The organism is Lentzea alba, assembly GCF_047445655.1.
In the GTDB taxonomy this organism is placed as follows: Bacteria; Actinomycetota; Actinomycetes; order Mycobacteriales; family Pseudonocardiaceae; genus Lentzea; species Lentzea alba_A.
This window is the reverse complement of the sequence record NZ_JAJAEG010000029.1, coordinates 13,811-31,707: the sequence shown is the minus strand read 5'-3', so window position 1 is coordinate 31,707 and position 17,897 is coordinate 13,811. Positions and strand designations below refer to the sequence as shown.

Here is a 17,897-nt window from a genome sequence, read left to right as displayed (position 1 = left end):
GCAACGGGTGGTTCTAAATCAACCAGAGCACCGCGCCGCCGACCGCCACCACGATCAGCACCAACAGGATGATCGCCATGAACTTGGCGGTTTTCCACGTCGCGTAGACACCACCGGCCAGAAACCCGGCAAGCGCCAGCAGGCCGATGACGACGACCTCTTTGGGCATCAGAGCACGCCCTTGGTCGACGGGATGCCGCCGACGCGCGGGTCGGGTTCCACCGCGGCACGCAGCGCGCGGGCGATCGCCTTGTACTCGGCTTCCGCGATGTGGTGCGGGTCGCGGCCGTACTCGACGCGCACGTGCAGCGCGATCTGGGCGTGGAAGGCCAGCGACTCGAAGACGTGCCGGTTCAGCACGAACGGGTAGTTGCCGCCGATCACGAAGCTGTTGAACTGCTCCGGTTCGCCGCGGTGCACGGTGTACGGGCGGCCCGAGACGTCTACCGCGGCGTGGGCGAGGGTTTCGTCCATCGGGATCCAGCAGTCGCCGAAGCGGCGGATGCCCTTCTTGTCCCCCAACGCTTCGCGCAGCGCCTGGCCCAGCACGATGGCGATGTCCTCGACCGAGTGGTGGGCGTCGATCTCGACGTCACCCGTGGCGCGGACGATCAGGTCGAAGCAGCCGTGCACGCCGAACGCGGTCAGCATGTGGTCGTAGAACGGCACGCCGGTGCTGATCTCGACCTGGCCGGTGCCGTCCAGGTCGATCTCCACGTAGACCGACGACTCCTTGGTGGTGCGCTCCACCTTGCCCACGCGACTCACCGGCTGACCTCCTTGCTGGCCGCGAGGAAAGCATCGTTCTCCGCGGGCGTTCCGATGGTCACCCGCAGGTGACCCGCGATTCCGACGTCCCTGATGAGCACGCCGTGGTCCAAATAGGACTTCCAGACCTCACGTGCGTTCTCGAACCAGCCGAACAGCACGAAGTTCGCGTCCGAGGGCACGACCTGGAAACCCATGTCCTGCAACGCCGCCACCACCCGGTCGCGCTCGGCGGCCAGCAGCGCCACCGAACCCAGCGTCTCGGAGGCGTGTCGCAGCGAAGCCCGCGCGGCCGCCTGCGTCAACGCGGACAGGTGGTACGGCAGGCGCACGAGCTGCAAGGCGTCGACCACGGCCGGAGCGGCGGCGAGATAGCCCAGACGTCCGCCCGCGAAAGCGAAGGCCTTCGACATCGTGCGCGAGACGATCAACCGCGAGCCGTACTCGTCGAGCAGCTGGATGGCGCTCTGCTGCGAGGAGAACTCCGCGTACGCCTCGTCGACGACGACCATGCCGGACGAGGAGGCGATCAGCAGCCGCAGGTCCTCGAGGGGGATCGACTGGCCGGTCGGGTTGTTCGGCGACGTCACGAAGACGACGTCCGGCCGCGTCTCCGCGATGACCGCGGCGGCCTTCTCCACGTCCAGCGAGAAGTCCGCACGACGCGGCGTCGGTGCCCACTCGGTGCGCGTGCCGGCCGCGATGATCGGGTGCATCGAGTACGACGGCTCGAAGCCCAGCGCGACCCGGCCCGGACCACCGAACGCCTGCAGGATCTGCTGGAGGATCTCGTTGGACCCGTTGGCGGCCCACACGTTCTCGGACGTCAACGTCACCGCGGTGACCGAGGTCAGATACGCCGCAAGGTCTTCGCGCAACGCCACCGCGTCGCGGTCCGGGTACCGGTGCAGCTCACCGGCGATCTCCGCCACCGCGGCGACGACATCGGCCGCGAGAGCGTCCGTCGGCGCGTACGGGTTCTCGTTGGTGTTCAAGCGATACGGCACGTCGAGCTGCGGCGCACCGTACGGCGTGCGGCCGCGCAAGTCCTCGCGCAGGGGCAGATCGGTCAGCTCCACCCGCGCGCCGACAACAGGCTTCATCGGGAGAACCTCGCTGTCACAGCCTGCCCGTGTGCGGGCAGGTCTTCTGCGTTGGCCAGCGTGACGACCTTGTCCGCGACCTCGCGCAATGCTTCCTCGGAGTAGTCGATCACGTGGATGCCGCGCAGGAACGTCTGCACGGAGAGCCCCGACGAGTGCCGCGCGCACCCACCGGTCGGCAGCACGTGGTTCGAGCCCGCGCAGTAGTCGCCCAGCGACACCGGCGAGTGCGCGCCGACGAAGATCGCGCCGGCGGAACGGATCTGCGCCGCCACAGCACGCGAGTCGGCCGTCTGGATCTCCAGGTGCTCGGCCGCGTACGCGTTGACGACCCGGACACCTTCGTCCACAGAGGACACCAGAACGGTGCCGGACTGCTTGCCGCGCAACGCCGTGCGCACCCGCTCGCTGTGCTTGGTCGCTCCGGTCTGGCGCTCCAGCTCCACGTCCACCGCGTCCGCCAGCTCGACCGAGTCCGTCACCAGGACGGACGCGGCGAGCGTGTCGTGCTCGGCCTGGGAGATCAGGTCGGCGGCCACGTGCACCGGGTCGGCCGTCGAGTCCGCGAGGATCGCGATCTCGGTCGGGCCGGCCTCGGCGTCGATGCCGATCAGGCCGCGCAGCAAGCGCTTCGCCGCGGCCACGTAGATGTTGCCCGGCCCGGTCACCATGTCGACCGGCGCGAGCTCGGCACCGTCGGTGTCCACGCCGCCGTGCGCCATCAGCGCCACGGCCTGTGCGCCACCGACGGCCCAGACCTCCTCCACACCCAGCAGTGCGGCGGCAGCCAGGATCGCCGGGTGCGGCAGGCCGTCGAACTCGGCCTGCGGCGGCGAGCACACCACCAGCGACTCGACGCCCGCGATCTGCGCCGGCACGACGTTCATCCCGACCGACGACGGGTACACGGCGAGACCACCGGGCACGTACAGGCCGACGCGCTCGACCGGGACCCACTTCTCGGTGACCGTGCCGCCGGGGACCACCTGCGTGGTCTTCTCGGAGCGCCGCTGGTCGGAGTGGACGCGCTGGGCGCGGGCGATCGACTCCTCCAGCGCCCCGCGCACAGCCGGGTCCAGCGCGGACAAAGCGGACGAAAGAGCGGAAGCGGGCACACGGACCGAAGCGGGACGAACGCGGTCGAACTTCTCCGTGTACTCGAGAACTGCCTCGACACCACGAGCCGCGACCGCGTCCACGACGGGACGCACGTGATGCAGAACCGAGTCCACGTCCACCTCGGTGCGCGGCACGATGGCGCGCAACTGAGCGGGGGTCGTGGTGCGACCTCGCAGGTCGATGCGGTTCAGCATGCCCAACAGCGTAGTTCCTGCAGAAATCTGTCAACGGTCAGCCCGCTATCGGCGCTACCTCAGCCTGTGACACCACGGCCACGCTCGGTCGAGCACCACTCCGTCGCAAACCCCTGCTGATGATGGAGGAACGATGTTCAGTCAGCGCCGCGGCAAGATCGCCGCAGTGCTCGCGCTCTGCCTGCCCGTGCTGGTCGCGGGCATGGCGACGCCCAGCACCGCCGACTCAGGCCGCTATCTGCTGGAAGTCACCGCCAACACGTCCGCCGAACGCACCCAGGTCGCCCAGATCGGCGTCGACGTGCTCGGCGCGACGAAGCTCACCACGGTATCGGTCGTCGCGGACAAGTCCCAGTACCGCGCCCTGAAGGCGACCGGGCTGCCGATCAAGTACCTCGGTGACTTCGAGGAGCAGCTCAAGAGCCTCGGCAAGGTCCAGTTCGCCGACCCGCAGCCCGGCCAGATCGGCACCCAGGACTTCCCGTCCGGCTACACCGGCTACCACAACTTCGCGGAGATGACCGCGGAGCTGCAGCAGACGGTCCGTGACCACCCGTCCCTGGCGAGCCTGCGCAGCATCGGCAAGAGCTTCCAGAACCGGGACATCTGGGCGCTCAAGATCAGCGACAACGTCGCGTCCGACGAGAGCGAGCCGGAGGTGCTGTTCTTCTGCGGTCAGCACGCCCGCGAGCATCTCACCGTCGAGCAGTGCCTGCAGATCGCCAAGCGCTACACCGACAACTACGCCACGCCGGCGATCAAGAACCTCGTCGACAGCCGCGAGCTGTGGATCGTCCCGATGATGAACCCGGACGGCGCCGAGTACGACATCGCGACCGGCTCGTTCCGGGGCTGGCGCAAGAACCGCCAGGGCAACGGCACCGACCTCAACCGCAACTGGGGCTACAAGTGGGGCTGCTGCGGCGGTTCCAGCGGCAGCACCACGTCGGACACCTACCGCGGCCCGTCGGCGTTCTCCGCACCGGAGACGAGGGTCATCCGCGACTTCACGAACTCCCGCGTCGTCGGCGGCGTCCAGCAGATCAAGACGGCCATCGACTTCCACTCGTTCTCGGAGCTGGTGCTGTGGCCGTACGGCTACACGCGCGCGGACACCGACACCGGCCTCAACGCGGACGAGGCCCGCGCGTTCCAGACGCTCGGCCGGCAGATGGCCGCAACCAACGGCTACACCCCGGAGCAGGCGAGCGACCTGTACATCACCGACGGAAGCAGCGACGACTGGTTCTGGGGCCAGCACAAGATCTGGGCCTACACCTTCGAGCTGTACCCGAGCAGCGGCGGCCTCAACGGCTTCTACCCGCGGGACACCGTCATCGCGGCGCAGACCGCCCGCAACGACCGTGCCGTCGACCTGTTCATGGGCTACTCGGACTGCGTGAAGCGCGTCATCGGACAGACCTGCTGATCCGGTCCAGCGCCTGATCGATCTCTTCATGAGTGACGAAGTAGTGCGGGGAGGCCCGCACTACTTCGTCCAGGCCCCGTTTGGTCATGTCGATCAACGTCGACCCGCTCTGCGACACCGTCACGGCGACCTTCTCGTCCCACAGGCGGTCTTTGAGCTCCATCGCCGACACCCGGTCACTCGTGAACGTGACAATGCCTGACTGCCGTTCACCGAGGTCACGAACGGTAATGCCTGGAATGTTCGTCAGACCCTCTCGCAAACGCTTGGCCCTGTCCGTGACCTCGGCCTCGATCACGTCCAGCCCCTTCGCGAGCGCATACTTCGCGGCGGCGATGAGGCCCAGCCGGTCGGCCACGTTGAACTCCCACAGCTCGAACACGCGGGCGTCGTCGCGCGGTTCGTAGCGGTCCGGCGCGGTCCACGCGGCGCCGTCGTGGTCCATCAGCCGCGGCCACAGCTTCTGGCGCGCGTCGTCGCGGACGACCAGCGCCCCGGTGCCACGCGGTCCGCGCAACCACTTCCGGCCGGTGCAGACGAGCATGTCGTAGTCGTGGTGACGCAGATCGATCTGACCGGTCGACTGGCAGGCGTCGAGCAGCACCAGCGCACCCACCTCGCGGGCCTTCGCGGTGACCTCGTTGACCGGGTTGACCAGTCCGCTGTTCGTGGGGACGTGCACGAGCGAGATCAGCTTGACCCGTTCGTCCAGGTCGAGCGCGTCGACGTCGAGCTGTCCGTGCCGGTCGGACGGGATCACCTCGACGATCGCGCCGGTCTCCTCCGCGCGCCGCAGCGCCGGCACGGCGTTCGCCCCGTACTCGACCTCGGTGATCAGGATCCGGTCGCCTCGGGTGAGCGGCACCGCGTCGAAAACGGTGAGCCACGACCGGGTCGCGCTGTCCGTGAACGCGACCTCGGACGGCTCGCAGCCGAAGAGCTCGGCCAGCACGCCGTAGCCCGCTTCGAGGTCGTCACGGCGTTCCGCGGCGGCCCGGTAGCCGCCGATCTCGGTCTCGCGCCTGAGGTGCCCGATGACCTCGTCGACGACTTCCGCGGGCGGGATCGAGGAACCGGCGCTGTCCAAGAAGATCAGGTCACTCACCCGGCCAACTGTGCCACCATCGGGTTCATGGGGGATCAGACTTTCGGGTACAGCGCCCAGGTTCGGCCGTTCCTGTGGGTGTTCCTGGTGCTCACGCCCTTCGAAATCCTGCTGGTCGACCTGATCGTGCCCTGGTACTGGCTGCGGGCCGTGCTGCTCGTGTTCGGGTTGCTGGGCGCGTTGTTGCTCGCATGGATGCTGTGGATGCTCTACAAGTTCAAGCACTCCGTCGACGAGCAGCACCTGTGGCTGCGGTACGCGCGGGAGTTCGAGTACCGCATTCCGCTGGCGGCGATCGAGAACGTCACGCAGGGCATGACCAGCCGGTCGCTGAACAAGACCCGGTCCGTTGTGGACGGAACGCTCGTGCTGGAGATCTCCCACTCCACCAACGTTCGCGTGCTGCTCAACGAACCGCAGGAGATCGATCTCGGCCGGCGCGGCGTCCACGAGGTCACGAAGATCGAGTTCTGGGCCGACAACCCCGACGACGTGGTGCGCGCGCTGCGGAAATAGGCTCGGCCGCATGGTGGAGATCCCCTATGGCAAGCGCCTGCGGCCGCGGTACTGGCGGTTCCTGATCATCACGGCGGTCGGGATCGCGTTGGTCGCGTTTGCCCTGGACATCCCGTGGCTGCTTGTCACGTTGAGCGTGCTCGGCGTGCTGAACGCGGCCGTGTGCGTGGGTGCTTTGTACGTGCTCCACAAGCAGCCGCACACGGTCTCCGACGACGAACTGCGGTTGCGGCAGCTGGGGTTCTTCGACTGGCGCATCCCGACCGCGGACCTCGGCACCGCACAGGTCGCCGAGCGCTCGCACAAGGGGCAGCGCAGCGTCGAGGTGATCGGCGACGCACTCGTCATCCAGTCGCTGACCAGGACGAACGTGTCCGTGGCGTTCCGCGACCCGCAGCTGGTGAACCTCGGCAAGACCGGCGTGCAGCGGGTCGAGCGCGTCGACTTCTGGGCGGACGACCCGGAGCGGGCCGTCCGCGAGATCAACGCCCGAACAAAGTGACCGCCTACTTGGGTTCCCACTTGTCGAGGTTCCACCACGGACCCCAGGCGAGCGCGCCGTAGGAGTTCGGGTCGACCACGGGCTGGTAGCCGTTCCACTCGTCGCGCATCACGTACGCGTGCTCCGGGAACACCAGCACCACCATCGACGGCGCCGCGACGAACGCCTGCTGGAAGAGCTTGTACGCCACCGCCCGCTGCGCCGGGTCGATGAGCTTGCGGCCGTTCTCCAGCGCCGCGTCGGCCGCCGGGCTGCCCTGGCCGCGCAGGTCGTAGAGCATCAGGTCCGGGTCGAACGGCGAGCCCTCGCCGTAGAGCAGCGCGTCCTGGCCCATGCGTGGCCGGATCGCCTCCCACGAGAGGCCTGCGAGCTGCACATCCACGCCCACGGCCTTGGCATCGGCCGCGAACGCCGTGGCCAGGTCGGCCCGCAGGTCGTCGCCGAGCGGGTACATCAGCGTGAAGCGGGCCGGCACTCCGTCCTTGACGCGGATGCCGTCCTGGCCGAGCGTCCAGCCACCCGCGTCGAGCTGGCGGGTGGCCTCGGTCTTGTCGAAGCGGAACTTCGCGGTCGGGTCGAACTCCTCGGCCAGCGCGTCCGGCACCGGCGTGTACGCGATGGTGCCCTTGCCGTCGAGCAAGCTGTCGATCATGCCCTGGCGGTTCGCGGCGAAGTTCAGCGCGAGCCGGATCGCGGCGTTGCCGGTGACCGGGTTGGCCGCGGGCAGCGCGACGGCCCGGTAGTCGGCGCTGTGGTGGTACTGCACCTGGGTGTTGGAGCGGTTCGAGAACGTGGAGGCGATCTTGGGCGGCAGCACCGTGCCGTCGAACTCGCCGTCCTGCATGCGACGCGCGCGCTGGTTGTCGTCGGTGACGAACACGACGGTCAGCTTCTTGATCTTGGGCGCGCCGTCGAAGTAGCTCTCGTTGGCGTCCAGCAGCAGCCGGTCGCCCTTCTTCCACTCGGTGACCTTGAACGGCCCGGTGCCGACGGGCTGCCCGTTGGGGTTCGCCTGCTCGCTGGGCAGGACGCCGAGGACCAGCAGGTGCGGGAACGCGGCGTGCATCTGCGTGAGGTTGAACCTGACCGTGGACGCGTTGACCTGCTCGACGCTCTTGAGCGTGCTGAACCTGTCCTTGACCGGGTTCTGCAGCGCCGCGGTGTAGGTCGCCACGACGTCCTCGGCCCCGAACGTGCTGCCGTCGGCGAACTTCACGTCCCCACGCAGCTTCACCGTCCAGCTGAGCCCGTCCGGCGCGGGTTCGGGCAGGTCGGCGGCCAGCTGCGGCTTGAGCGAGCCGTCCTGCCGGTGCTCGACGAGCCCGTCGTAGATCTTCGACACGCCCTGCGCGCCGTAGCCGAGCAGCGGGTTCAACGTGGTCGGCTCGTCGCGGTCGGCGAGCACGATCGACGTGCCGTTCGAGCCACCGTCCGGGCTGGGTGTGGCGGTCTCGGTGCAGCCCGCGGCAGCCAGCAACACGACGAGGAGCAGTGGGTAACGCACGGTTCCGGACCCTACAGTGACCCACATGCGCATCGCTGTGAGCCAGATCAGCTCCACCACCGATCCCCGGTCCAACCTGGAGCTCGTTCGCGACGCGGTGCGCCGGGCCGAGGGAGCACGCGTCGTCCTCCTGCCCGAAGCAACCATGTGCCGCTTCGGCGTACCTCTCGGCCCCGTTGCCGAACCTCTGGACGGTCCGTGGGCTTCTGCCGTGCACGAGATCGCCGCGTCACACGACGTCGTGGTGGTGGCTGGGATGTTCACGCCGTCAGGCGACCGCGTGACGAACACTCTTCTGGTGACCGGGCCTGATGTTCACCTCGGTTACGACAAGATCCACCTGTTCGACGCCTTCGGGTTCCAGGAGTCGCGCACGGTCGCGCCGGGCTCTTCGCCGGTTACCTTCGAGGTCGACGGCGTCACTCTCGGCGTCGCCACCTGCTACGACATCCGCTTCCCCGAGCTGTTCCGCGCGTTGGCCGACAAGGGTGCGTCCGCCGTGCTCGTCGGGGCGTCGTGGGGTGCCGGCCCCGGCAAGAAGGAGCAGTGGGAGCTGCTGGTGCGGGCACGCGCTCTGGACTGCACCTCGTGGGTGGTCGCGTGCGGGCAGGCCTACCCCGGTGACCTGGGCTCGTCCGCCCCGACCGGAATCGGCTACTCGACCGTCGCAGACCCCTTCGGGAACGTGGTGGCACAGCTGGACGACAAGCCCGCCGTCTCGGTTGTTGAGATCGACACCGAGGGTGTGGTGGAACAGGCGCGGTCCGTCCTGCCGGTACTGGCCAACCGACGGCTACGTTGATGTTCATGCGCATCATTTCGGCCGTGGTGGCCGCTTTGCTGTTGTTCTCGGGCGTTGCCTCCGCGACGCCCTCGCGCGGGGTGACCGCGAAGATCCTCGCGCAGTGGACGGTGGGCGACCGGGACTACGTCGTCCGCGAGATCACCATCGACGCCGGTGGCAGCACAGGCTGGCACCACCACGACGGCACCCTGTACGCGGTGGTGAAGAAGGGCGTGCTGACCCGCACGATGTCCGACTGCACCACGACCTTCGTGCACCACCGCGGTGACACGCTGATCGAGGAACCCGCGCACGTGCACATCGGCCGCAACCTCGGCACATCGCCGATGGTGCTGGAGGTGCTTTACGTCAACCCGCACGGTGCGCCGCTGTCACGCGACGAGCCGAATCCGGGCTGCTCGTTCGAATGAGCTTGACCTCAAGTTAGGTAGAGCTCGCCGGGTCGAGGTGGATGCCCCTTCGTACGTGGCCCGTGTTCGTCAGCAACCGCGCGGAATTCAACGACGCCAAGCTGATCTTCGCCGGGCGCGCAGGGCCCCGCCCTCCTCGGGGGCAGACCGGCCGACACAGTCAGCCTATTCGCGAAATCGGCCTGTCAAGGGCCCCGCGGCCGATCTGTGAACAACTCGCGTTCGTGGTCGAGTTGTCCACAGATCGCCGAGCGGGGCCTTGACACGGCTTCTCCACAGCTAAATTGAGGTGTGCAGGCGTGGCGGTCTGCCCCCGAGAGGGCGGGGCCCTGCCCTCCGGCCGATTCGATCAAGTGCACGGCGGCAGCTCGCCACCGCCGACTGCAAAACCATCCCGGCACCAGGCAGGGCAGATTCGTGCGCCACGAACGCATGCCGAAGTCGGGGACCTTCAGCTACCTCAGGTCCAAGCCGAGGTCGAGCGACGGCGACGAGTGCGTGAGACCGCCCACCGCCAGATAATCCACGCCCGTCTCGGCGTACGCACGAGCCACATCCAGCGTCAGCCCGCCGGACGCCTCCAGCTTCACGTTCGCAGGCCTCCTGGCAACAGCCTCGGCGCACTGCTCAGGCGTGAAGTTGTCCAGCAGCACCAGTTCCGCATCCTCGGCCAACGCCTCGTCAAGCTGCGCAAGGCTGTCGACCTCGACCTCCATCAGCAGTTCCGGGGCGTGCGCGCGAGCCGCACGGATCGCAGCTCCCACCGAACCGGCCGCCGCGACGTGGTTGTCCTTGATCAGGATGGCGTCGCCGAGGCCCATGCGGTGGTTGACGCCGCCGCCGCACCTCACCGCGTACTTCTGCAGAAGCCTGAGCCCGGGCAACGTCTTCCGGGAGTCGCGGACCGCGGCACCCGTGCCCTCGATGGCGTCGACCCAGCGGGCGGTCTGGGTGGCGATGCCGGAGAGGTGGCAGATCAGGTTCAGAGCCGTGCGTTCGACCGTGAGCAGGCCGCGGGTCGGGCCAGTCAGCACCAGGGCGGGCTCGCCGGGCACTGCCTTCGAGCCGTCCTCAGCCTCGTGCAGCACCTCGACCTCGGGCAGGTAGCGCTGGAAAGCCGTTCGCGCAACGGAAACGCCGCACAGCACGCCACTGGAGCGCGGGGTGATCTCCGCGGTGGCGAGCGCCTTTTCCGGCACGGTTGCCAAGGTCGTGGCGTCCAGGCCGTAGCGGAGGTCCTCTTCCAGAGCGAGCTGGATGACCCGGTTCGCGTCGTCCCAGTCGATGGTCATGCGACACCCTCTGCGAGAACGGGATCTGCCAAGACGGGCTGGCCGGTCGGGGTGAGCCGGACCAGCTGACTGCGCTGCCACGCCTCGGAGCGCGACGTGTAGTCGGTGCGGACGTGGCAGCCGCGTGACTCGGTGCGTTGCTGGGCGGCGGCGATCAGGGCGCGGGCGGCCATGGTCAGGGCCGCGTCTTCGACCAGTTCGCGAGACTCCAGCTGCTTGTCCACAGTGGACACGTCCAGCACTGAGCCCACGACGGCCAGGCCCTCGGCGTCGCGGCCGATTGCGGCGTAGCGGGACATCACGCGTTGGAGCAGGTCGCGGTCCGCCACGGGGGCGGTGGGCAGCGACACGTCCGGCGTGCGGGCCGGGATGACGAGGCCGAGCGCTTGATCGGCGGCGATGGCTTCTGCTGCGCGGGTGCCGCAGACCAGGCCTTCGAGCAGGCTGTTGGAGGCCAGGCGGTTTGCGCCGTGCAGGCCCGTTCGGGCGACCTCGCCGACGGCGTACAGGCCGGTCACGCCGGTGCGGCCGTCAACAGAAGAAACGACTCCACCGCAGGCGAAGTGTGCCGCCGGGGCGACGGGGATCGGGTCCACGGCCGGGTCGATGCCCACGGAGACGCACGCCGCGTACACGGTCGGGAAGCGGGAAGCCATGTCGTGCAACGAGGTCGCGTCCAGGAAGACGTGGTCGTCCACGCCACCGGGTTCCGAGGCCATGTGCCGGGTGATCGCGGCTGCCACGACGTCGCGCGGGGCGAGGTCTTCCAGCGGGTGCACGCCCTTCATCACGCGGGCGCCGGTCGCGTCGACCAGCACGGCGCCCTCGCCGCGCACCGCTTCCGTGACCAGCGGGCAGCGGCCACGGGCACCGCGGCCGGTGTAGAGCACGGTCGGGTGGAACTGGATGAACTCGACGTCGGCCGCCAGCGCACCGGCGCGCAGAGCCAGAGCGAGCCCGTCACCGGTCGCGACCGACGGATTCGAAGTCGCCTGATACATCTGGCCGAGACCACCGGTGGCCAGCAACACCGCGGGCGCGGAAAGCACACCGGGCACGCCGTTGCCGTCCAGCACCAGCAGGCCGCACACCGCACCCAGAGGCGTCTTCACCGCGTCGACCGCGACGTGGTTCTCCAGCAGGGGAACTCGTCCGTCCACAGTGGCCTTGAGCAGAGCGCGTTCGACCTCGGCGCCGGTCGCGTCACCGCCGGCGTGCACGACACGGAACGCGCTGTGGCCGCCTTCGCGGGTCCGTTCCAGCAGGCCGTCGGGACGAGCGTCGAACACGGCACCGCGCTCGCGCAGCCGGGCCACCGCCGCGGGCCCGTCCGTGATGATCGCGCTGACCGCCTCGGCGTCGCAGAGGCCCGCGCCCGCCGTCAGCGTGTCCTCGATGTGCCGCGCTACCGAGTCGCCGGCGTCGTGCTGGTCCTCCATGACGACCGCGACGCCGCCCTGAGCCCAGCGCGTGTTGCCGTCGTCGCCCGCCGCCTTGGTGACCACCAGGACGCGAAGTCCCAGCTCACGGGCGTGCAACGCGGCCGTGAGGCCCGCCACGCCCGTGCCGACCACGATCAGGTCGGCCCGCGCCTCCCAGCGCGCGGCCATCACTCACCGCCGCCGGGCTGGCCGATCTCGATCATGCGCTGCACGGCGCCCTGGGCCCTGCGAGCGGTCTCCAGGTCGACGTGCACCTCGTCCAGGCCGTCGCGCACGCAACGCAGCAGCGCGGCCGGGGTGATCATCTTCATGTAGGTGCACGACGCGCGGTCGTTGACGGCGCGGAAGTCGATCTCCGGGGCGGCCTTGCGCAGCTGGTGCAGCATGCCGACCTCGGTCGCGACGAGCACCTTGCGGGCGTTGGTCGAACGCGCGGCGGTGATCATGTCGCCGGTCGAGAGGATCTTGACCTTCTCCGCCGGGACGATGCCCTCGCCGCTCAGGTAAAGAGCCGAGGTCGCGCAGCCGCACTCCGGGTGGATGAACAGGTCGGCGTCCGGGTTCGCGGCGGCGCGCTCGGCCAGCTCCGGGCCGTTGATGCCAGCGTGGACGTGGCACTCGCCGGCCCAGATGTGCAGGTTCTCGCGGCCGGTCTCACGCTTCACGTGCGCACCCAGGAACTGGTCCGGGCAGAACAGCACCTCGCGGTCGGCCGGGATCGAGCGCACCACGTCGACGGCGTTCGAGGACGTGCAGCAGATGTCCGTCTCGGCCTTCACCTCGGCGGTCGTGTTCACGTAGGACACGACGACAGCGCCGGGGTGCTCCGCCTTCCACTCGCGCAGCTGAGCGCCGGTGATCGAGTCGGCGAGCGAACAACCCGCGCGCTCGTCCGGGATCAGCACGGTCTTCTCGGGCGCGAGGATCTTCGCCGTCTCGGCCATGAAGTGCACGCCGCAGAAGATGATGGTCTGCGCGTCGGACTGCGCGGCGATGCGGCTCAACGCCAGCGAGTCGCCGGTGTGGTGGGCGATGTCCTGGATCTCGGGCAGCTGGTAGTTGTGCGCCAGGATGACGGCGTCGCGCTCCTTCGCAAGGCGCAACACCTCTTCCCGCCACGCCGCGTCCGGCTCGACTCCACCAAATACACCTGACGCGGTTCGCTCCACAGTTGCGGTAGCGACCATGACTGCCTCCTCGGTCCAGGTTTTCGCCTGGTGGTCGAAAACGTCGCCGATAGTATCAGCCGAGTGGCGGGCGTGGGACACGAAGTTCTGGCAGCTGTGCTGCGGGTGAGAGGTGCGTCACTCCAGGTCATGCTGTGGGAGCGCGCACGGGAGCCGCATGCTCACCGCTGGTCGCTGCCGGGTGGCGAGCTGCGGGTGAGCGAGGACGTGGAGACCTCCATCCGCCGTCAGCTGGCGGAAAAAGTCGACGTGCGACAGTTGTCACACGTCGAGCAGCTGGCCGTCTTCAGCGCTCCCGATCGCGTCCCGGGCCCCCGTGTGGTGGCGACGGCGTTCCTCGGACTGGTCCCCTCGGACGTCGATCCGGAGGTCCCGGCAGACACGTCGTGGCACTGCGTGGACACGCTCCCTCCGATGGCGTTCGACCACTCCTCGATCGTGCATCGAGCGCGGCACCGGCTGGGCTCGAAGCTGTCGTACACGAACCTCGGTTTCGCTTTGGCCCCACCGGAGTTCACGATCTCCCTGCTGCGCGACCACTACTCCGCGGCGCTGGGTTACCGGGTCTCCGCGACGAACCTGCAACGGGTGCTCTCACGGCGACTGCTGCTGGAACCGACGGGCGGCACCGCTCCCCCCGGCCCGTCCGGCGGCCGGCCCGCGGCCCTCTTCCGGTTCAGCGCCAAGGGAATCAAAGTCACCGACCCGTTCGCCGTGTTGAGACCGCCGGGATCCGGCCGTCCGGCGGGTGGGAGTGGCACCCCGTAACGTGGCACGCGTGGCAGAGACGCTTCCGCTCTTCCCCCTGGGCACAGTGCTGTTGCCCGGGGCGTCTTTGCCGCTGCACATCTTCGAGCCGCGCTACCGCCAGCTGGTGGTGGACCTGATGACCGACTCGCTGTTCGGTCGCACCTTCGGCGTCGTGTGCATCAAACAGGGCTGGGAGGTCGGCGCCGACAACGTCCGCTCGATGCAGGACATCGGCTGCTCCGCGGACCTGCTGGACGCCCGCCCGCTGCCGGAGGGCCGCTTCGACATCGTCACGCGCGGGGTGCGCCGCTTCCGCCTGCTCGACGTCGACTCGACGACCGCGCCGTACCTGCTCGGCCGGGTCGAGTACCTCGAGGACTCCCCGGTGCCCGAGGCGGCGCTGGAGGTCGTGCCGATCCTCGAACGCGGGGCTCGCGCGGCTCACGAACGGTATTGCGGCGCCGCGTGGCATCGCGAGGACTGGTCGTCGCCCGCGGACGACGTCGAGGTGGGCGCGTTGTCGTACCTGCTGGCGGCCGACTGCCTGCTGCCGGTCGAGGATCGGCAGCGGTTGCTGGAGGAGACCTCGCCGGCTCGGCGGTTGCGGCTGGTTCGGCGGATGTTGCACCGGGAGACCGGGATTCTCAGCGCGTTGAAGGCCGTGCCGGTGCCGCTCACCGAGTTCGGACACGTGCCGAACCCGAACTGACGGCCGGTCAACATGTTGATTCCAGTCAACATGCCAATCAACCTGTCAACCTCGTCGTCAACATGTCATGTACACACGTTGACGCTCCAGCACGAATCAACATGGACGGCACCCCGTCAACGTCCACAGCGCCCCGGTCAACATGGACGGGCGCGTCAACGTGTACGAAGGCCCAGTCGACATGGACAGGCGCGGTCAACACGGACGGCGGGCCGTCAACGTGGACAGGGCATGTCGATGTGGACAGGGCATGTCGATGTGTACGACGGCCCGTCAACATGGACCTGGCGCGTCAACGTGCACAAGTGACAACGTTGTCATCACCGGCACACTCGCGCCGCAACCGGATCGTTGAATTGTGGCCTTGTGGGATTGTTGAACAATCCTTACTCTGAGGTCCGCGTCACACTCAAGCACCCCTCCACCACGCTGCGAGGTGTCCCATGAGCACGACCACGACCGAGGACACAGGCCGTTTCGCCTGGTTCCGCAGTCTCGGCCAGAAGGGCAGGCGCGCGTTCGTAGGCGCGTTCGGCGGCTACGGGCTGGACTCGTACGACTACTGGGTCCTGCCGCTGAGCCTGGTCGCGATCACCGGCTACTTCGGCCTCACCAAGGCAGAGGCCGGCCTCCTGGGCACGTCAACGCTGCTGATGAGCGCCATCGGCGGCGCCGTCGCCGGCGTGATGGCGGACCGGTTCGGCCGCTCCAAAACGCTGATAATCACAGTCGCGGCGTACGCGTTCTTCACCGTGCTGTGCGGTTTCGCGACGAACTACGAGACGCTGCTGGTCTTCCGCGCCCTGCAGGGCCTGGGCTTCGGCGGCGAGTGGGCGGCCGGCGCGATCCTCGTGGCCGAGTACTGCAAGCCGAAGTACCGCGGCCGCACGGTGGCGTTCATCCAGAGCGCGTGGGCGGTCGGCTGGGGTCTCGCGGTCCTCGTCAACACTCTGGTCGCGAGCCTCGCCGACCCGGCGTGGTCGTGGCGGATCATGTTCTGGACCGGCGCGCTGCCCGCGATCCTCATCTTCTACGTGCGCCGCAACGTCGACGACGCCCCGGTGGCCAAGGCGCAGGGCAGTCAGAAGGGCACGTTCCCGAAGATCTTCCAAGGTCCGATTCTCAAGACCACGCTGTTCGCGGCGCTGCTCGCCACCGGTGTCCAGGGCGGGTACTACACGCTCGCGACGTGGCTGCCGACGTTCCTGCAGACCAGCCGCGGCCTCACCATCATCGGCACCGGCGGGTACCTCGCGTTCCTCATCACCGGCGCGTGGATCGGGTACGTCTGCGGCGGCTACCTCACGGACTACCTGGGGCGCAAGAAGACCTTCGTGCTGTTCGCGACCGCCAGCGCGCTGCTGATCGTCGCGTACACGCAGATTCCCAACGGTGCCAACACGTTGGTGATGTTCCTGGGCTTCCCGCTCGGGTTCTGCATGTCCGCCATCTTCAGCGGGTTCGGCAGCTACCTGTCCGAGCTCTACCCCACGAACCTGCGCGGCACCGGACAAGGCTTCACGTACAACCTCGGGCGCGCGTTCGGCGCGGTGTTCCCCGGCCTCGTCGGATTCATGGCCGACCGGCTCGGCATGGGCGGTGCGATGCTGTTCGGGGCGGCGGCCTACGGAATCGCGGTCGTCGCGCTGATCTGGCTGCCGGAGACCGTGAACAAGGAGCTGGAATGACGACAGCGGGCAAGGCTCCGGGACAGGCGCAGGCCAACCTGATCGCCATCCCGAAGGACTGGGCGTACGACTTCCTCCTCTTCACGCACCGCAACCCCAAACCGTGCCCGGTGCTCGACGTGCTGGACGCCGGTGAGACCGTCAGCGCGCTCAAACAGGACGCGGACGTGCGCACCCACGCGCCGCGCTACCGCATCTGGGAGCACGGCGAACTCGTAGCAGAACCCGAGGACGCCACCGACTTCTGGCGCGACGACCTGGTGACGTTCCTGATCGGCTGCAGCTTCACGTTCGAGACGGCACTGGAGAACGCGGGCGTACCGCTGCGGCACGTCGACCAGAAGAAGAACGTCGCCATGTTCGTCACGGACATCCAGTGCCGCCCGGCCGGAAGGCTGCACGGCCCGATGGTCGTGTCGATGCGCTGGATTCCGGAGTCCCTTGTGGACATCGCCCACAAGGTGACGGCGCTGATGCCGTCGGTCCACGGGGCTCCGGTCGGCGCCGGCGACCCGCGAATGCTCGGCATCGAGAACATCCACCAGCCGGACTTCGGCGACGCCGTGGAACCCGAACCCGGTGACGTGCCGGTGTTCTGGGCGTGCGGCGTGACTCCGCAGGCGGTGCTGATGAAGTCCAAGCCGCCGTTCGCGATCACGCACGCACCGGGTCAGATGTTCGTGACCGACATGCCCGACTTCGCTTACCGCGTCGGGTAGCCCACAAATGCCATGAGGGTGACCTTCATGAACCTGAGGTTCATGAAGGTCACCCTCATGGCATTTAGCCGAGGCGGCGGCCCAGGTCGTCGAGGCCGTTCCACGCAGCGCAGCAGCCGTAGGCCAGAGCAGCAGCGAGAGGCCACGCCAGAATTCCCCACCACGTCTCCAGTGTGGGCGCGACGAGCAGGGTGTCGTTCGGCTTGATCGTCTCCGGCATCGGGTACGCACCCGCGGCCAGCGATCCGCCGAGGTACTGCGCGAACCACGCCGCCGCGAGCGAGCCGGCCGTCATCCCCAGCATCACGACCGGACCACGGCGTTGGCGCAGCAGCCACACCGCGATGCCGGTGATCGCACCCGCACCGAGACCGATCAGCACGAACACCATCAGCGCGTCGAGCCGGTGGTAGCTCTCGACCCCGATCGGGTAGAACTTGTTGTCCTGCGCCGACACGATCTTGAGCTGCGCCGGGGCCAGCCACGACCACAGGTACGCGGCGGGCAGCCCGAACGCGAACGTCGTCAGCAGCACCACCAGGCCCGGCAGCAGATCCCGTTTCACCACGACCTTCGGCCGCGGCCGGATGTAGTGGTAGACGTACGGCGGCTCCGGCACGGGTTCGATGCGCACCGGCGCTGCTTTCTCGTCCAT

The 17,897-nt window shown here is 68.5% G+C and carries 19 protein-coding genes; 9 read left to right on the top strand and 10 right to left on the bottom strand.

All coding sequences use genetic code 11. The features are described 5' to 3' along the window. Positions 1-13: 13 nt before the first annotated feature. Genes LFM09_RS37505 through hisD form a run of 4 tightly spaced genes read right to left on the bottom strand, consistent with a single transcriptional unit; the run spans position 14 to position 3,184 of the window. On the bottom strand, positions 14-169 hold the full coding sequence (locus LFM09_RS37505; protein ID WP_414101359.1) for a hypothetical protein: 156 nt from the start codon (positions 167-169) through the stop codon (positions 14-16). Beyond that, positions 169-768 (bottom strand): imidazoleglycerol-phosphate dehydratase HisB, encoded by a 600-nt coding sequence (gene hisB / locus LFM09_RS37500; RefSeq protein WP_112273084.1) that lies wholly within the window; start codon positions 766-768, stop codon positions 169-171. Before hisB ends, LFM09_RS37505 begins: the two co-directional genes overlap by 1 nt. Beyond that, positions 765-1,871, bottom strand: a complete 1,107-nt coding sequence (locus LFM09_RS37495; protein ID WP_414101358.1) for a histidinol-phosphate transaminase — start codon at positions 1,869-1,871, stop codon at positions 765-767. The genes hisB and LFM09_RS37495 overlap by 4 nt, the downstream gene beginning before the upstream one ends. After that, on the bottom strand, positions 1,868-3,184 hold the full coding sequence (gene hisD, locus LFM09_RS37490) for a histidinol dehydrogenase (RefSeq protein ID WP_414101357.1): 1,317 nt from the start codon (positions 3,182-3,184) through the stop codon (positions 1,868-1,870). The genes LFM09_RS37495 and hisD overlap by 4 nt, the downstream gene beginning before the upstream one ends. 133 nt (positions 3,185-3,317) lie before the next feature. Here hisD and LFM09_RS37485 point away from each other — a divergent pair, with 133 nt between their 5' ends. Continuing rightward, positions 3,318-4,613, top strand: coding sequence for a M14 family metallopeptidase (locus LFM09_RS37485; RefSeq protein ID WP_414101356.1), 1,296 nt, complete (start codon positions 3,318-3,320; stop codon positions 4,611-4,613). Here LFM09_RS37485 and LFM09_RS37480 read toward each other — a convergent pair. Beyond that, positions 4,594-5,718, bottom strand: coding sequence for an aminotransferase class V-fold PLP-dependent enzyme (locus LFM09_RS37480; protein WP_414101355.1), 1,125 nt, complete (start codon positions 5,716-5,718; stop codon positions 4,594-4,596). The genes LFM09_RS37485 and LFM09_RS37480 overlap by 20 nt on opposite strands. A 27-nt stretch (positions 5,719-5,745) precedes the next feature. On the opposite strand from LFM09_RS37480, the gene LFM09_RS37475 reads away from it, so the two are divergent. Then, on the top strand, positions 5,746-6,234 hold the full coding sequence (locus LFM09_RS37475) for a hypothetical protein (protein ID WP_414101354.1): 489 nt from the start codon (positions 5,746-5,748) through the stop codon (positions 6,232-6,234). A gap of 10 nt (positions 6,235-6,244) precedes the next feature. Further along, complete coding sequence (locus LFM09_RS37470; RefSeq protein ID WP_414101353.1) at positions 6,245-6,736, top strand: hypothetical protein; 492 nt, start codon at positions 6,245-6,247, stop codon at positions 6,734-6,736. Positions 6,737-6,740: 4 nt separating this feature from the next. On the opposite strand, the gene LFM09_RS37465 is transcribed toward LFM09_RS37470, so the two are convergent. Further along, positions 6,741-8,240 carry an ABC transporter substrate-binding protein gene (locus tag LFM09_RS37465; protein ID WP_414101352.1) on the bottom strand — a complete coding sequence of 500 codons (1,500 nt, stop codon included), beginning with the start codon at positions 8,238-8,240 and terminating at the stop codon, positions 6,741-6,743. A gap of 25 nt (positions 8,241-8,265) precedes the next feature. Between LFM09_RS37465 and LFM09_RS37460 the strand changes: the two genes are divergently transcribed. Both LFM09_RS37460 and LFM09_RS37455 read left to right on the top strand, forming a co-directional pair. Further along, the gene (locus LFM09_RS37460; protein ID WP_414101351.1) at positions 8,266-9,042 is read left to right on the top strand and encodes a carbon-nitrogen hydrolase family protein; all 777 of its coding nucleotides are present in this window, start codon (positions 8,266-8,268) and stop codon (positions 9,040-9,042) included. Then, a complete protein-coding gene (locus LFM09_RS37455) occupies positions 9,042-9,455 on the top strand; it encodes a cupin domain-containing protein (RefSeq protein ID WP_414101350.1) in 414 nt (137 codons plus the stop codon). The genes LFM09_RS37460 and LFM09_RS37455 overlap by 1 nt, the downstream gene beginning before the upstream one ends. Positions 9,456-9,910: 455 nt before the next feature. Here the strand turns inward: LFM09_RS37455 and nadC are convergent, their stop codons facing one another. Genes nadC through nadA form a run of 3 tightly spaced genes read right to left on the bottom strand, consistent with a single transcriptional unit; the run spans position 9,911 to position 13,376 of the window. Next, a complete protein-coding gene (gene nadC, locus LFM09_RS37450; RefSeq protein ID WP_414101349.1) occupies positions 9,911-10,747 on the bottom strand; it encodes a carboxylating nicotinate-nucleotide diphosphorylase in 837 nt (278 codons plus the stop codon). Further along, positions 10,744-12,357, bottom strand: coding sequence for an L-aspartate oxidase (locus tag LFM09_RS37445; protein ID WP_414101348.1), 1,614 nt, complete (start codon positions 12,355-12,357; stop codon positions 10,744-10,746). The genes nadC and LFM09_RS37445 overlap by 4 nt, the downstream gene beginning before the upstream one ends. Then, a complete protein-coding gene (gene nadA, locus LFM09_RS37440; RefSeq protein WP_414101347.1) occupies positions 12,357-13,376 on the bottom strand; it encodes a quinolinate synthase NadA in 1,020 nt (339 codons plus the stop codon). Before nadA ends, LFM09_RS37445 begins: the two co-directional genes overlap by 1 nt. A gap of 72 nt (positions 13,377-13,448) precedes the next feature. Between nadA and LFM09_RS37435 the strand changes: the two genes are divergently transcribed. The 4 genes from LFM09_RS37435 to LFM09_RS37420 all read left to right on the top strand — a co-directional run bounded on the left by LFM09_RS37435 (position 13,449) and on the right by LFM09_RS37420 (position 17,242). Continuing rightward, positions 13,449-14,144 carry an NUDIX hydrolase gene (locus LFM09_RS37435; protein ID WP_414101346.1) on the top strand — a complete coding sequence of 232 codons (696 nt, stop codon included), beginning with the start codon at positions 13,449-13,451 and terminating at the stop codon, positions 14,142-14,144. Positions 14,145-14,154: 10 nt separating this feature from the next. After that, positions 14,155-14,835: an LON peptidase substrate-binding domain-containing protein gene (locus tag LFM09_RS37430; protein WP_414101345.1), complete on the top strand. Its 681-nt coding sequence runs from the start codon at positions 14,155-14,157 to the stop codon at positions 14,833-14,835. A 443-nt stretch (positions 14,836-15,278) separates the two neighbouring features. Then, complete coding sequence (locus LFM09_RS37425; protein ID WP_414101344.1) at positions 15,279-16,523, top strand: MFS transporter; 1,245 nt, start codon at positions 15,279-15,281, stop codon at positions 16,521-16,523. Continuing rightward, positions 16,520-17,242, top strand: a complete 723-nt coding sequence (locus tag LFM09_RS37420; RefSeq protein WP_414101343.1) for a putative hydro-lyase — start codon at positions 16,520-16,522, stop codon at positions 17,240-17,242. The genes LFM09_RS37425 and LFM09_RS37420 overlap by 4 nt, the downstream gene beginning before the upstream one ends. A 64-nt stretch (positions 17,243-17,306) precedes the next feature. Here LFM09_RS37420 and LFM09_RS37415 read toward each other — a convergent pair whose 3' ends face one another. Beyond that, complete coding sequence (locus tag LFM09_RS37415; protein WP_414101342.1) at positions 17,307-17,897, bottom strand: DUF2567 domain-containing protein; 591 nt, start codon at positions 17,895-17,897, stop codon at positions 17,307-17,309.